A 14,876-nucleotide genomic window follows, 5' to 3' on the forward strand; every position below is an offset into this window, starting at 1 on the left:
CCGCGTTAATCGTCAAATATGGAGTTGTGCACCGGGTGAGAATAGCAAACAATGGCAACCAAGCAAGAAAACGTAAACCTGCTGGAGCGCAGCAAAACCAAGCCGCCCAAGCTTTATAAGGTGATTCTGTTCAATGATGATTTCACCACTATGGAGTTCGTCATTGAGGTTTTGAGGACTTTTTTTTCGATGGGTCAGGAACGCGCGACGCAAGTCATGCTCCAAATACACAATAAGGGTTCCGCCGTATGTGGCGTGTACCCAAAAGACATCGCTGAAACCAAGGTATCTCAGGTATCGGCGTTTGCAACGCAGCATGGACATCCTTTACGATGTCATACGGAGGAAAACTAAATGATCGCGCAAGAACTGGAAGTCAGCCTGCATCTGGCATTCGTCGAAGCCCGCCAGAAACGGCACGAATTCATCACCGTCGAACACCTGTTGCTCGCGATGCTGGATAATCCTTCCGCTGCGCACGTGCTGCGTGCCTGCGGGGCGGACATTGAGGAGTTGCGCGCCGTGCTGGTGCAACATATCGAGACTCATACCCCGGTCGTCCCCGGTATCGGCGAGGTGGACACTCAGCCCACTGTAGGTTTCCAACGCGTAATTCAGCGTGCCATCCTGCATGTGCAGTCCACCAACAAGAAAGAAGTGACCGGAGCAAACATTCTGGTTGCACTGTTCGGGGAAAAGGAGTCCCACGCGGTATATTTCCTCAACCAGCGCGCGGTCACCCGTCTCGACGTGGTGAATTACATCGCGCATGGCATCAATAAGACTGCCGAAATCCAGCCCTCCACGCAAAAAACCGCGAACGAATCGGATGCCGAGCAGGAAAACAGCAGCGACAGTGCGCTCAAAAATTACACTCTGGATCTGAACGCCCATGCCTTGGCAGGCAAAGTCGATCCGCTCATAGGTCGCGATGTTGAACTGGAGCGCGTAATTCAGACTTTGTGCCGCCGCCGCAAGAACAACCCGCTGCTGGTAGGTGAAGCCGGCGTGGGCAAGACGGCAATAGCCGAGGGACTGGCGCGCAACATAGTTGAAGGCGACGTACCGGATATTTTGAAAGATGCGCATGTCTACTCGCTGGACATGGGTTCATTGCTGGCCGGGACCAAATACCGCGGCGATTTCGAGCAACGCCTGAAAGCTGTGCTTAAAGAACTCAAAGACGCCCCCAACGCGGTGCTGTTCATTGACGAAATCCACACGTTGATCGGAGCCGGCGCCGCTTCCGGCGGCACAATGGACGCCTCCAACTTGCTCAAACCCGCACTTTCCAGCGGCGCGTTGAAGTGCATCGGCGCCACGACCTATCAGGAATATCGCGGCATCTTCGAGAAGGATTCGGCGCTATCTCGCCGTTTCCAGAAGATTGACGTGTCAGAGCCGTCTGTAGAACAGACCATCGAGATTCTCAAAGGTCTGAAATCACGTTTTGAAGTACACCATAGTATCAAGTTCAGCGCCGCCGCCATCACCAGCGCCGCCGAATTGTCTGCACGCTTTATCAACGATCGCCACTTACCGGACAAGGCCATTGATGTATTGGACGAAGCAGGAGCAGCCCAACGCATCCTGCCCAAGTCCAAACAGAAAAAGGTCGTGGGAAAGCACGAAATCGAAGAAATTATTGCCAAGATTGCGCGCATCCCGACGCGCACCGTGTCGCATGATGACCGCAATGCCCTGAAAAATCTGGATAGGGACCTGAAAGCCACGGTATTCGGCCAAGACAAAGCCATCGATGCACTCGCACGTGCCATCAAAATGTCGCGCAGCGGCCTCGGCAACCCGCAAAAACCAATCGGCAGCTTCCTGTTCTCCGGTCCCACCGGCGTCGGCAAGACCGAAGTGGCGCGTCAGCTTGCCTACATCATGGGCATGCCGATACACCGCTTTGACATGTCAGAATACATGGAGCGCCATGCCGTGTCGCGCCTGATCGGCGCGCCTCCCGGCTATGTCGGTTTCGACCAGGGCGGGCTGCTCACCGAAGCCATCAGCAAGCAACCGCATAGCGTGCTGCTGCTGGACGAGATTGAAAAGGCGCACCCGGACATCTTCAACATCCTGTTGCAGGTGATGGACCACGGCACGCTCACCGACAACAACGGGCGCAAATCCGATTTCCGCAACGTGGTTATCATCATGACCACCAATGCAGGCGCCGAAGCTTTGAACAAGACGCAGATCGGCTTTACCCAGGTTACGTCTGCCGGTGATGAATTGGTCGATATCAAGAAGATGTTTACACCGGAATTTCGCAACCGTCTGGATGCAATCGTTTCCTTCGCTTCTTTATCCAAGGAAGTCATTCTGCGCGTGGTGGACAAATTCCTCATTCAGTTGGATGAACAATTGCACGATAAAAAAGTGGATGCGATGTTCACCGACGCGCTCAAGGAATACCTCGCCGAGAACGGTTTCGATCCGCTCATGGGTGCACGCCCAATGGCACGCCTGATCCAGGATACCATCCGCTCCGCGCTGGCAGACGAACTGTTGTTTGGCAAGTTGGCGAATGGCGGCAAGGTCACGGTGGATGTGAAGGACGGCAAGGTAGTGCTGGAGTTTGAGGAAGAAACTGTCCCCGTCTGATTCCGGTTACCGGGGGCGCTTCGCCCCCTCCCCTACCGGCCATCTCCACTTCGGTTCGCTGGTGGCCGCTGTCGGCAGCTATCTCGATGCGAAATATCACCACGGCACCTGGCTGGTACGCATGGAAGACCTCGATACACCGCGCTGTGTAACAGGTGCGGCAGATAACATCCTGCGCACTCTGGATGCATTTGGGCTGCATAGCGATGAGCCCGTTCTCTACCAGAGCCAACGAACAGCTGCTTATGAGGACGCGCTGCGCATGCTGCAATCCAATGGTGCGGCCTATCCGTGCTGTTGCACGCGCAAGGAGATTGCGGATTCGGCTTTGAACGGTATTGAGGGGCCGGTCTATCCCGGCACTTGTCGCAATGGCATTCCGATTGGTCGAGAAGCACGGGCTTGGCGAGTACGTACGAACAACGAAGCGGTTGAGTTTGATGACGTACTTCAGGGTTGCTGCACCCAATACCTTGAAAACGAAATAGGCGACTTCGTGGTAAAGCGGGCGGATGGTCTGTTCGCTTATCAACTTGCGGTGGTAGTTGACGATGCATTCCAGTGCATCACGCACATCGTGCGCGGTGCAGACCTGCTGGACTCCACTCCGCGCCAGATATACCTGCAGCACTTGCTCGGCCTGCGCATTCCGCAATACTTGCACTTACCTGTCGCGGTGAACGAGTCGGGGGAGAAGTTGAGCAAACAAACCCTGGCTGCTCCGGTCGATGAGACGCATCCTGCGCCAACGTTGCTAAGAGTGTTAAATTTCCTGAAGCAGCAACCGCCAACGACGATGGCCGGTAGCAGTGTGGAAACGGTCCTGGAGTGGGCAATTCAGAATTGGCATCCTGAAAGGCTTATCGGAATACGAGCATTGCCATCTTCAGACGCTGCCACAATGAAATAAGGCTTACCTCGCTTGCCTGCGATGCTTGATGTATTCGCGGAGCGCGGGAATGAACGAGATGAAGATGATGCAGATGATCAGCAAGGTGAGGTTATTCTTGATGACAGGAATGTTACCGAAGAAGTAACCGGCCAACGTGAGGCTGCCAATCCAGGCAATGCTGCCCAATGCGCTGAACATAAGAAACAAACGATAGCTCATGCTGCCGATACCCGCCACGAACGGGGCAAAAGTGCGGATGATGGGAAGAAATCGCGCAAAGATGATGGTCTTGCCGCCGTGCTTCGCGTAGAAAGCCTGGGTCTTTTCCAGATGCTCATGCTTGAAAAAACGCGAGTCGTGTTTGAACAGCTTGATACCGAAGTGCCGACCGATCCAGTAGTTGGTGTTGTCCCCGCCGAAAGCCGCCAGCATCAAAAGCGGCATCAGCACCTGCAGTTCCAGCGAACCCATACCGCACAATGCCCCCGTGACAAACAGGAGCGAATCACCGGGCAGGAATGGCGCGACAACCAAACCGGTCTCTGCAAAGATGATGGCAAACAGGATGGCATAGACCCACATGCCATAGTCGTGCACCAATGCCAGCAGATGCGCGTCCAGATGCAGGACGATATCAAGCAGGATCATGCTCACGGTCAGGGCAACACTTCTTCAACTTCAGCTTTTTCCGGCTTGATGAAGTCTTCACGCGATACGCCGAACATCAGCAGCAGCGGGCTCGCAACCAGCACCGAAGAATAGATACTGAAAAGAATGCCGATCGTCAATGCCAGTGCGAAATAATGCAGCGTCTCGCCCCCCAGGAACAGCATGGAAGTGACCATCATCTGCGTACAGGCGTGGGTGATCACGGTGCGGGACATGGTACGGGTGATAGCGTTGTCGATGATCACGTTGACTTCGGTCTTGCGCATCTTGCGGAAATTCTCGCGGATCCGGTCGAATACCACCACCGATTCGTTCACTGAATATCCCAGCACCGCCAGTACTGCCGACAATACTGTGAGCGAGAATTCCCACTGAAAGAAGGCGAAGAAGCCGAGGATAATGACCACGTCGTGCAGGTTGGCGATGATCGCAGCCAGCCCGAACTTCCACTCGAAACGTAGCCACAGATAACCAACGATCCCCAGCGAAACCAGCAACAGCGCCATCGCGCCGTTCTCGACCAGGTCCTTGCCCACTTGCGGCCCGACGAACTCGACACGGCGCAGTTCGGCACTGGCATCCTGCTGATGCAAAGTTTCCATCACTTGATCGGACAGCTTCGAACCCGCCTTGTTCTGCTTGAGCGGCACTTGAATCAGCACATCCTTGCTGGAACCGAAATTCTGAACCTGCGCAGTGTTCAGTCCAATACTGTCGAGTTGCCCGCGCACCTTGTCCAGTTCGGCCGATTGCGCGTAGTGCACTTCCATCACCGTACCGCCGGTAAAGTCCACGCCGAAATTCAACCCCTTGGTAGCAAGGAAGAACACCGCAAACAGGAAGGTCACCAGCGAGATAGTCGTGGTGTAACGACCATAGCTCATGAACGGGATGTCTTTTTTGATTCTGAAGAGTTCCATGTCTTATTCCCTTATGCGTCTCGCTACGCGAGCGGACTAACCTATCGCGACCTTGTTAAGGCGTGCTTTGCGGCCATAGATCAGATTAACCAGCAAACGCGAGACCAGCACCGCGCTGAAGATCGAAGTCAGGATGCCAAGGCACAGCACCACTGCAAACCCTTTGACCGGCCCCGAACCGAACATGAACAGCGCAACGCCCACGATCAGCGCGGTGATGTTGGAGTCCAGTATGGTGGCAAAAGCATGCTCGTATCCCTCGTGTATCGCCGTTTGCGGAGGCACGCCGTTGCGCAGTTCCTCGCGGATGCGCTCGTTGATCAGCACATTGGAGTCGATCGCCATACCCAGCGTCAGCGCAATACCCGCCATGCCCGGCAGTGTCAGCGTGGCTTGCAGCATGGACATCAGCGCCACCAGCAACAGCAGGTTGGCGCCCAGCGCCAGCACGGAAACACCGCCGAATATCAGGTAATAGATGACCATAAACACGGAGATGGCCACGAAGCCGATTTTGGTGGAGTCGAAGCCGCGCTTGATATTGTCCGCACCGAGACTGGGGCCGACGGTACGCTCTTCGACGATCTCCATCGGCGCAGCCAGGGCACCGGCGCGCAACAGCAGCGACGTATCCTTGGCCTCTTCCGTGTTCATCTTGCCGCTGATCTGCACACGCCCGCCGCCGATCTCCTCGCGTATCACCGGCGCGGTGACGATCTCACCCTTGCCCTTCTCGAACAGGATGATGGCCATGCGCTTGCCGACATTTTCCCGTGTCGCTTCCTTGAACTTGCGCGCGCCGATCGCATCCAGATTGATGTGCACCGCCGGCTCGTTGTTGCGGCTGTCGAAACCGGGTTGCGCATCATTGATGCGCTCGCCGGTCAGGATCACGGACTTCTTCACCAGCAGCGGAGTGCCGTCGCGATCCTTGAAAACTTCGGTGCCGAAAGGAATGATCCCTCCCTCGGCATAATGATGCTCGTCATCCACCAAACGCACTTCCAGCGTGGCGGTACGCCCAAGAATATCCTTGGCGCGCGCGGTGTCCTGCACTCCAGGCAGTTGCACCACGATGCGGTCCGCACCCTGCTGCTGAATCACCGGTTCGGCCACACCCAATTCATTCACGCGGTTGCGCAACGTGACCAGATTCTGCTGTACGGCAGACTCCTGAATGCGTATCTGCTCTTGCTGCCTGAATCGGGCGAGCAACAAGAATTCCCCGCTTTCCTCGCGCGTGCTGAATTCCAGTCCGCTGAAACGCTGCTTGAGTTCCGCCTCGCCTTTGTTGCGCGAGTCGGCATCGCGAAACCTGGTGGTAATCATGCTGTCGTCGCGACTCACGCCGGAATAGGGGATATTCGCCTCACGCAGGGAACTGCGTATATCGCTGGAATCCGACTCCAGGGATTTATCCAGCGCGCCTTTCATATCGATCTGCAACAGAAAATGCACACCGCCGCGAAGATCCAGACCGAGGTACATGGGCAATGCATTCATGCTTGTCAGCCACTGCGGCGAACGCGCCAACAGATTGAGCGCCACCATGTAGTCGTCACCCAGCTGCGCGTGCAGCACATCTTTCGCCTTGATCTGGGTGTCGGTGTCATTGAAACGGGCCTTGACGCTGGTGGCATCCAGCGACATGGCGTCCGGATTCAATTGTGCAGCCTTCAGTATATCTTCCACACGCGCCAGCAACGCCGCATCCGCCTTCAGGTTGGAACGTAGCGGCAACACTTGTACAGCAGGCGCTTCACCGTAAAAATTGGGCAGGGTATATACAAAACCCAGCACCAGCACGGCTAGTACCAGCAGAGTTTTCCACAGCGGATAGCGGTTCATTGCGACACCTTAATTTTGCAGCGTTAGAAGGACTTCGGCTTTTCAGAGCGACTTGATCGTACCCTTGGGCAGGACATTCTGAACTGCGGCCTTTTGCACCTGAACAACGACGTTGTCGGCGATCTCGATGGCAATGTTGTCTTCACTGACCTTGGTCACTTTTCCGAGTATGCCGCCCATGGTGGCGACTTCATCTCCCTTTTGCAGTGCCTCTATCATGGCCTTCTGCTCTTTCGCGCGCTTTTGTTGCGGACGCAGGATGAGAAAATAAAACACAGCCACCAAGCCAATCAAGGGCAGAAACTGCATGATATCGCTGCCTTGCGGGCCGGCAGCTGCACCGTCCGCGTAAGCATTGCCGATAAACAATTCGCTGATGGAAATCATAATTACTCCTGTCAAAATTAGGGTTCAAAAATCAAAGGCGGGCATTCTATCATGGAAGGCATGACTGTTTTGCTACGCACCGCCCCTCATGAACCGGCGCGTGCCAGCCGGAACGCGGCCTGGAACTCGGCATAGCGCCCGGCCTCAATGGCGGCGCGGATATCGCGCATCAACTCCTGGTAGTAATGCAGGTTGTGAATGGAATTGAGGCGCGCGCCGAGTATCTCGTTCAGGCGGTGCAAATGATGCAGATAGGCCCGGGTAAAATGACGGCAGGTATAGCAGGTACACTGTTCATCCAGAGGCCGGGTATCCATACGGTACTGTGCATTCTTGATGCGCACATCTCCAAAACGGGTGAACAGATGCCCGTTGCGTGCATTGCGCGTCGGCATCACGCAGTCGAACATGTCGATGCCGTTGCCGACCGCCTCGACCAGATCTTCCGGAGTACCCACGCCCATCAGGTAGCGCGGCTTGTCCTGCGGAAGTTGCGGCGCGGTGTGCTTGAGAATGCGCAACATATCCTCTTTCGGCTCGCCCACCGACAAGCCGCCAATGGCAAAACCGTCGAAACCGATGCTGGCCAGGCCCGCCAGCGATTCATCGCGCAGATGCTCGTGCATCCCGCCCTGCACAATTCCGAACAGTGCGTTGGAATTGCCTTCATGCGCCTTTTTGCTGCGCTCCGCCCAGCTCAGGCTGAGACGCATGGACACGCCCGCCACCTGCTCATCCGCCGGATACGGTGTGCATTCGTCGAAGATCATCACGATGTCGGAGTTCAGCACCTTCTGGATGCGCATGGACTCTTCCGGCGACAGGAAACATTTGTCTCCGTTCACCGGTGAGCGGAACTCCACCCCGCCGCCGGTGATCTTGCGCAGCGGCCCGAGGCTGAACACCTGGAAACCGCCGGAATCAGTCAAGATGGGGCCGTCCCAGCCCATGAAGCGATGCAAACCGCCATGCGCTGCAATGACCTCCATCCCCGGACGCAGCCACAAATGGAAGGTATTGCCGAGCACGATCTGTGCGCCCATGTCTTTCAATTCCAACGGTGACATCGCCTTCACCGTGCCGTAGGTTCCAACCGGCATGAAAGCAGGCGTTTCCAGCTTGCCGTGCGCCAAGTCCAGCGTGCCACGCCGTGCCGCACCGGAGGTGTTATGTAAGGTAAATTTCATTGTTCCCTCTCAATCAACATCGCATCGCCGTAACTGAAAAAGCGATATTCCTGTTCCACCGCATGGCGATATGCGGCCAGCATCTTGTCCATTCCGCCAAAAGCGCACACCAGCATCAATAGCGTGGAGCGCGGCAGGTGAAAATTGGTCAGCAGCACATCCACTACCCTGAAGTGGTAGCCGGGAGTGATAAAGATGCTGGTTTCGGCCGAGCCCGCGACCAATTCGCCACCCGCTGACGCACTTTCCAGTGCACGCAGGCTGGTGGTACCTACCGCGATCACGCGCCCGCCCCTGGCCCTGGCCTGAGAAATGGCATCCACCGTGGCTTGCGGAATCGAATAGCGCTCGCTGTGCATGATGTGTTCTTCGATGTTCTCGGCGCGCACCGGCTTGAACGTGCCCGCGCCGACATGCAAGGTCACATAGGCAATACCCACTCTTTTATCACGCAATGCCTGCAGCATGGCCTCGCCGAAATGCAGTCCGGCCGTGGGCGCGGCTACCGCACCCGGTTCGCGGGCGAACACAGTCTGGTAACGCGTGTCATCCTCGGCCCCGGCGGCATGAGTAATATAGGGCGGCAAAGGCAAATGCCCGTGCCGTTCCAGCAAATCTGTCACCGTTTCCGCATCTTCAAATCGCAAATGGAAAAACTCGCCCTCGCGCCCCAGTACCCGCACCCGCAGCGTCCCTCCCAACAGCAGGAGACTACCCGGTTTGGGCGTCTTGCTGACCCGCACCTGCGCCAGGACGTTATGCTCATCCAGTATCCGCTCGACCAGCACCTCGACCTTGCCGCCGCTCTCTTTTTCGCCAAATAAACGCGCCTTCAATACTCGCGTATCGTTCAATACCAATAGGTCATGTTCGCGCACCAGTCCGTACAAATCGGCGAACTGGCTGTCTTTCAACCCCGACTTCCGTACCTGCAATAAACGGCTCGCCCCCCGCTGTGCAGGCGGATGCTGCGCAATCAGGCGCTCGGGCAAAATGAAGTCAAAATCGTCGGTACGCATGAAAACCAAGGTGTAGTTGGAAGAAAAACGCGCATTGTAGTTGATGGGGACATGCGTTTCATGGATAATTCGCGCCCTTCCCTAGCCGGGGTGGTGTTACCGGTAGACGTTGTACCGGGCTCACCAGTGTCGCTTTCTGGCGACATGACGCGCAGGCCAACTTGCATAGCAAGTTAAAACCGCAAGAGCGGTGGTCATCGCGAAAAGCCGGTGCAGCATGGGAAATACACTCTTGCCGGGGTGATGGAACTGGTAGACGTGCCGGACTCAAAATCCGGTGCCTGAAAGGGCGTGGGGGTTCGATTCCCCCCCCGGCACCAAATTTCGATATTCGTGTCAACGCGACCAGAAGTCGCCGCGTTATAGGTTCCGACACAAGTAGTGTCATAAACGTTTATCAACTACTCATGGAGCCTCAAATGAAACTGATGTCCACTCTGATCGCTGCTGTATTCGCCCTGGTTTCCTTCTCTGCTGTTGCTGCTGACGCTGCTGCTCCTGCTGCTGCTCCTGCTGCTGCCGCTGCTCCTGCTGCCGCTAAAGACGAAGCAAAGCCAGCAAAGAAAGCAAAGAAAGCAAAGAAAGCAAAGAAGTCCAAGAAAGCAAAGGCTGAAGCAGCTGCCAAGTAATAGCGCTTCACCCAAAAAAGGCAGGGGCGACCCTGCCTTTTTTTATTTCGTTTAAAATCCCGTCATGATCTGGAAACCTCACGCCACCGTCGCCGCCGTCCTTGAACAGGATGGCAAGTTCTTGCTGGTGGAAGAACATACCCCGCAAGGCCTGCTGTTCAACCAACCCGCAGGACACTGGGAGCCGAACGAAACCCTCTCGGCCGGTGCCAGTCGCGAAGTCCTGGAAGAATCGGCCTATGAATTCGAGCCGCAATATCTGATTGGGGTCTATCGCTGGCATTCAACCGCTTCCGATATCACTTATCTGCGCTTTGCCTTTGGAGGGCGCATCCTGGCCCATCATCCCGAACGCTCCCTGGATAAAGGCATCGTGCGCGCCGTATGGATGACGCCGGAGGAGATCCGTGCCACACAACAACGTCACCGCAGCCCGCTGATCCTGCGCTGTGTGGAAGACTATCTGGCTGGCAAACGTTACCCGCTGGAACTCATCACTCATTATGAGTAAGCAATGCGTCGTCGTCGGCATGTCCGGCGGCGTGGACTCTTCCGTCACCGCACTCCTGCTGAAACAACAGGGTTACGAGGTCATCGGCCTGTTCATGAAGAACTGGGAAGACGATGACGATAGCGAATATTGTTCCTCGCGCCAGGACTTGATCGACGCCGTGGCAGTCGCCGATACGATCGGCATCACCATCGAGGCGGTAAATTTCGCCAAGGAATACAAGGATCGCGTGTTCAGCTATTTCCTGCGCGAATACGAAGCCGGGCGTACGCCGAACCCGGACATCCTGTGCAACTCGGAGATCAAGTTCAAGGCTTTCCTGGATCACGCCATCCGCCTGGGAGCGGACGCCATCGCCACCGGACATTACGCGCAAGTGCGCGAAGCGGACGGATCGTTCCAGTTGTTGAAAGCCAAAGACGGCAGCAAAGACCAAAGTTATTTTTTGCACAGGCTCAACCAGCAGCAACTGTGCAAAGCCATGTTCCCGCTGGGACAATTGCTCAAATCCCAGGTGCGCGAAATCGCCCGCGAACACAATCTCGCCAACCATGCCAAGAAGGACAGCACCGGCATCTGCTTCATCGGCGAGCGGCCATTCCGCGAGTTCCTCAACCGCTACCTGCCGACAAAGCCGGGCGACATCGTAACGCCGGACGGCAAGGTGGTCGGGCAACACATGGGATTGTCGTTCTACACCATCGGCCAGCGCCAGGGACTGGGTATCGGCGGCTCGCGCGAAACGACAGGCGAACCATGGTTCGTTGCGGGCAAGGACATGCAGCATAACCGCCTGATCGTAGTGCAAGGACACGACCACCCTTTGCTGCTCAACCCAAAACTGGACGCGCTGGATATGCACTGGATCAGCGGCCATGCTCCGGATGCCTCACGTGGTTACGCCGCCAAGACACGCTACCGCCAGCAAGATGCAGCCTGTCGCATCGCGCTTGGCGCAGCCGATACAACGCACTTCGCCTTTGAAGAAGCCCAATGGGCGGTAACGCCCGGCCAATCCGTCGTGGTGTATGACGGTGAAATCTGTCTGGGCGGCGGTATCATCAAATGAACTCCAAGGTGACTTTATGTCCGTCAATCTGAGCCCTGAAATCATCCGTTTGCTGCTGGTACTCGCTGCCACCATCGCTGCGCACTTCATCGCACGCCGTGCATTGCAACACGCCGAGATCATCGCGGCACGCACCGAAAATGTCTGGGACGATTCGCTGATCGCCGCGGCGCGCCGACCGCTGCCCGTGCTGATCTGGCTGGCCGGCATTTCCTTTGCGCTGCACCTGATCCACCGCCAGACCGGCGAACAATTGCTGGAATATATTCCGCCGGCCCGCGACATCGGCGTCGTGGTCTGCTCCGCCTGGTTCCTGTTCAAACTGATCCGCGAGCTGGCAAACAACGTGATTGCCGCAGGTGCCCAGAAGGGACAGGAAATAGATCGCTCCACGGTGGATGCGTTGAGCAAAGTCTCGCGTATCGTCGTGGTGATGGTTACAGTGCTGGCAGTGATGCAGACTCTCGGGTTCAGCATCTCCGGCTTGCTGGCCTTCGGCGGCATGGGCGGTATTGCCGTCGGTTTCGCCGCCAAGGATCTGCTGGCAAATTTCTTCGGCGGCCTGATGATCCATCTGGATCGCCCGTTCAATGTGGGCGAGACGGTACGATCGCCGGACAAACAGATCGAAGGCAAGGTGGAACATATCGGCTGGCGCCAGACCCGTATCCGCTCGACCAACATGACGCTGATCTATGTGCCCAATGCCTTGTTCACCGCCAATGTGGTTGAAAACCCGTCGCGGATGTCGCACCGCCGCATCCGCGAGACCATCGGCCTGCGTTACGACGATCTGGACAAAATGAGTTCCATCGTCGAAGAAGTAAAATCCATGCTGAGCAACCACCCGCAGCTCGATCCCGGGCAGGACATGTTCGTCGCCTTCGATCAGTTTGCCGACTCCTCGCTCAATTTCATCATTCAGGCTTTCTGCAAGACCACCAATCTGGCGCAATTCCACGCGATCAAACAGGAGGTGCTGCTCAACGTATCGGGCATCATCGCCAAGCATGGTGCCGAAATCGCCTTCCCGACGCGCACACTGTATTTGAATCAACCTGCTGCCTGACACTTGCGCGGGAATTGACTATTGCCTGTCTCGTTCGCCCTTTCTCCCGCGCGCGGGGAAAAGTTGGAAAGGGGGGCAACGGGCACAGCAAGCTCCCTTGCCAAGGTTAAGACATGCCGTGCCCGTTGGCACGCTTTCACGTAAAATGCGCGCCTGAAACTTTTCTCCCAGCAAAACCATCATGACACTTTCGGCACTCACTGCACTTTCCCCCCTGGACGGGCGTTACCACGGCAAAGTTGAAAGCCTGCGCGGTTTTTTCAGCGAATACGGCCTGATCCGTTACCGCGTACTGATAGAAATCGAGTGGTTCAAGGCACTCAGCAATGAAGCCGGCATCAAGGAACTCCCGCCGCTCTCCCCCGCCGCGATCGCGCACCTCGTGCAGCTCGCCGCCCAATTCTCCGAAGCCGATGCGGAACAGATCAAGACCATCGAACGCCGCACCAACCATGACGTGAAAGCCATCGAATACTGGCTGCGTGACAAGCTGGCTGCCATTCCGGAAACGGCCAAGGCGCTGGAATTCATCCATTTTGCCTGCACCTCGGAGGACATCAACAACCTGAGCCATGCACTGATGCTCAACCACTCGCGCAGCGAAGTGATGCTGCCCACACTGCAAGTATTGATCGAGCGCCTGCAACATCTCGCGCACGAGCACGCCGACCTGCCCATGCTGTGCCGCACACACGGCCAGACCGCCACCCCCAGCACCCTGGGCAAAGAGATGGCCAACGTCGTGCACCGCCTGCGCCGCGCCCAAGCGCGTATCGCTGCGGTCGAGATCCTGGGCAAGATCAACGGCGCGGTGGGCAACTACAACGCGCATCTGTCCGCCTACCCCAACGTCGATTGGGAAGGCTTCGCCCAGCGTTTTGTCGAGGCACGCGGACTGACCTTCAATCCCTACACCATCCAGATCGAACCGCACGATTGCATGGCCGAGCTGTATGACGCCTATGCCCGCGCCAATACCATCCTGATCGACCTGAACCGCGACATCTGGGGCTACATCTCGCTGGGCTATTTCAAACAGAAAGTGGTGGCAGGCGAAGTCGGGTCTTCCACCATGCCGCACAAGGTCAACCCGATCGACTTCGAGAACGCGGAAGGCAACCTCGGCCTCGCCAATGCCCTGCTGAAACACCTCTCCGAAAAGCTGCCTGTCTCGCGCTGGCAGCGCGATCTCACCGACTCCACCGTGTTGCGCAACATGGGCGTGGCGCTGGGCTATACCCTGCTGGCCTACGAATCCTGCCTGAAGGGACTGAACAAGCTGGAAGCCAATCCGCAACGCCTTGCGGAAGACCTGAACAACAGTTGGGAAGTGCTGGCGGAACCGATCCAGACCGTGATGCGCCGCTACAACATCGAGAACGCCTATGACAAGCTGAAGGAACTCACGCGCGGCAAGGGTGGAATCAACCGTGATAGCCTTGGTGCCTTCATCCAGACACTGGACATCCCCGCTGTAGAGAAGCAGCGCCTGCAGGCACTGAGTCCGGAAACCTATATCGGCAAGGCTGCAGAGCTGGCAAAACGCATCTGAAGAAGCCGCTAACCATCCGACTGGCAGCAAGCTGCCAAGGCACCGATTAAGGTTATCGAAACGACGCCCAAACAAAAGCCCCGCCGAAGCGGGGCTTTTTCATTCAGGCTGCCGCCTGGGCTGCCTGGACGGGTATCTTGTCGCGTTTTCCGATAATGCCGTTCTTCTCATCCACGTAAACAAGTACGGGATGATATTTCTGCAATTCCAGTTCGGAGTAGATGGAGAACGTGGCGATGATCAGAATATCCCCGACATTGGCCTTGTGTGCTGCCGCACCGTTCACCGAGATGGTGCGCGAACCGCGCTCGGCTCGGATGGCATAAGTGCTGAAGCGTTCGCCGTTGGTGACGTTGTAGATGTCGATCGCCTGGTATTCCTTGATACCGGCGGCATCCAGCAAGTCATCGTCGATGGCGCAAGAACCCTCGTAATGCAGTTCGGACTGCGTCACGCGTACGCGGTGCAATTTTGCCTGTAACATGGTTCTCTGCATGGTCATTTCCTCCAT

Annotated in this window: 15 protein-coding genes and 1 tRNA gene; 9 read left to right on the forward strand and 7 right to left on the reverse strand. The window is 56.6% G+C overall.

The window, feature by feature from the left end; genetic code table 11:
- Positions 1–51: 51 nt before the first annotated feature.
- Genes clpS through gluQRS form a run of 3 tightly spaced genes read left to right on the forward strand, consistent with a single transcriptional unit; the run spans position 52 to position 3,523 of the window.
- The gene (clpS, locus tag QOY30_RS12255) at positions 52–354 is read left to right on the forward strand and encodes an ATP-dependent Clp protease adapter ClpS (protein WP_283744904.1); all 303 of its coding nucleotides are present in this window, start codon (positions 52–54) and stop codon (positions 352–354) included.
- Positions 355–2,613 (forward strand): ATP-dependent Clp protease ATP-binding subunit ClpA, encoded by a 2,259-nt coding sequence (gene clpA / locus QOY30_RS12260; RefSeq protein ID WP_283744905.1) that lies wholly within the window; start codon positions 355–357, stop codon positions 2,611–2,613.
- Positions 2,588–3,523, forward strand: coding sequence for a tRNA glutamyl-Q(34) synthetase GluQRS (gene gluQRS, locus QOY30_RS12265; protein ID WP_283744906.1), 936 nt, complete (start codon positions 2,588–2,590; stop codon positions 3,521–3,523). Before clpA ends, gluQRS begins: the two co-directional genes overlap by 26 nt.
- Before the next feature lie 3 nt (positions 3,524–3,526).
- Here the strand turns inward: gluQRS and QOY30_RS12270 are convergent, their stop codons facing one another.
- The 6 genes from QOY30_RS12270 to queA all read right to left on the reverse strand — a co-directional run bounded on the left by QOY30_RS12270 (position 3,527) and on the right by queA (position 9,535).
- The gene (locus QOY30_RS12270; RefSeq protein ID WP_283746064.1) at positions 3,527–4,153 is read right to left on the reverse strand and encodes a DedA family protein; all 627 of its coding nucleotides are present in this window, start codon (positions 4,151–4,153) and stop codon (positions 3,527–3,529) included.
- Positions 4,154–4,161: 8 nt separating this feature from the next.
- Complete coding sequence (gene secF / locus QOY30_RS12275; RefSeq protein WP_283744907.1) at positions 4,162–5,094, reverse strand: protein translocase subunit SecF; 933 nt, start codon at positions 5,092–5,094, stop codon at positions 4,162–4,164.
- A 36-nt stretch (positions 5,095–5,130) separates the two neighbouring features.
- Positions 5,131–6,942, reverse strand: a complete 1,812-nt coding sequence (gene secD, locus QOY30_RS12280) for a protein translocase subunit SecD (protein ID WP_283744908.1) — start codon at positions 6,940–6,942, stop codon at positions 5,131–5,133.
- 42 nt (positions 6,943–6,984) lie between these two features.
- Positions 6,985–7,329 (reverse strand): preprotein translocase subunit YajC, encoded by a 345-nt coding sequence (gene yajC / locus QOY30_RS12285; protein ID WP_283744909.1) that lies wholly within the window; start codon positions 7,327–7,329, stop codon positions 6,985–6,987.
- An 86-nt stretch (positions 7,330–7,415) separates the two neighbouring features.
- Complete coding sequence (gene tgt, locus QOY30_RS12290; RefSeq protein WP_283744910.1) at positions 7,416–8,516, reverse strand: tRNA guanosine(34) transglycosylase Tgt; 1,101 nt, start codon at positions 8,514–8,516, stop codon at positions 7,416–7,418.
- Positions 8,513–9,535: a tRNA preQ1(34) S-adenosylmethionine ribosyltransferase-isomerase QueA gene (queA, locus tag QOY30_RS12295; protein WP_283744911.1), complete on the reverse strand. Its 1,023-nt coding sequence runs from the start codon at positions 9,533–9,535 to the stop codon at positions 8,513–8,515. The genes tgt and queA overlap by 4 nt, the downstream gene beginning before the upstream one ends.
- Before the next feature lie 234 nt (positions 9,536–9,769).
- Between queA and QOY30_RS12300 the strand changes: the two genes are divergently transcribed.
- From QOY30_RS12300 to purB, 6 genes are all read left to right on the forward strand, one after another.
- Positions 9,770–9,855 (forward strand) — tRNA-Leu (locus QOY30_RS12300).
- 99 nt (positions 9,856–9,954) lie between these two features.
- Entirely contained in the window at positions 9,955–10,164 is a 210-nt protein-coding gene (locus tag QOY30_RS12305) for a hypothetical protein (protein ID WP_283744912.1), read from the forward strand.
- A 64-nt stretch (positions 10,165–10,228) separates the two neighbouring features.
- Complete coding sequence (locus QOY30_RS12310; protein ID WP_283744913.1) at positions 10,229–10,675, forward strand: NUDIX hydrolase; 447 nt, start codon at positions 10,229–10,231, stop codon at positions 10,673–10,675.
- Positions 10,668–11,744 (forward strand): tRNA 2-thiouridine(34) synthase MnmA, encoded by a 1,077-nt coding sequence (gene mnmA, locus QOY30_RS12315; protein WP_283744914.1) that lies wholly within the window; start codon positions 10,668–10,670, stop codon positions 11,742–11,744. Before QOY30_RS12310 ends, mnmA begins: the two co-directional genes overlap by 8 nt.
- Before the next feature lie 16 nt (positions 11,745–11,760).
- A complete protein-coding gene (locus tag QOY30_RS12320) occupies positions 11,761–12,813 on the forward strand; it encodes a mechanosensitive ion channel family protein (RefSeq protein ID WP_283744915.1) in 1,053 nt (350 codons plus the stop codon).
- 181 nt (positions 12,814–12,994) lie between these two features.
- Positions 12,995–14,365, forward strand: a complete 1,371-nt coding sequence (gene purB / locus QOY30_RS12325; RefSeq protein WP_283744916.1) for an adenylosuccinate lyase — start codon at positions 12,995–12,997, stop codon at positions 14,363–14,365.
- A 103-nt stretch (positions 14,366–14,468) separates the two neighbouring features.
- Here the strand turns inward: purB and panD are convergent, their stop codons facing one another.
- Positions 14,469–14,861: an aspartate 1-decarboxylase gene (gene panD, locus QOY30_RS12330; RefSeq protein ID WP_283744917.1), complete on the reverse strand. Its 393-nt coding sequence runs from the start codon at positions 14,859–14,861 to the stop codon at positions 14,469–14,471.
- Between the last annotated feature and the right edge of the window lie 15 nt (positions 14,862–14,876).

The sequence above is a fragment of the Sideroxydans sp. CL21 genome (assembly GCF_902459525.1).
Lineage (GTDB): Bacteria > Pseudomonadota > Gammaproteobacteria > Burkholderiales > Gallionellaceae > Sideroxyarcus.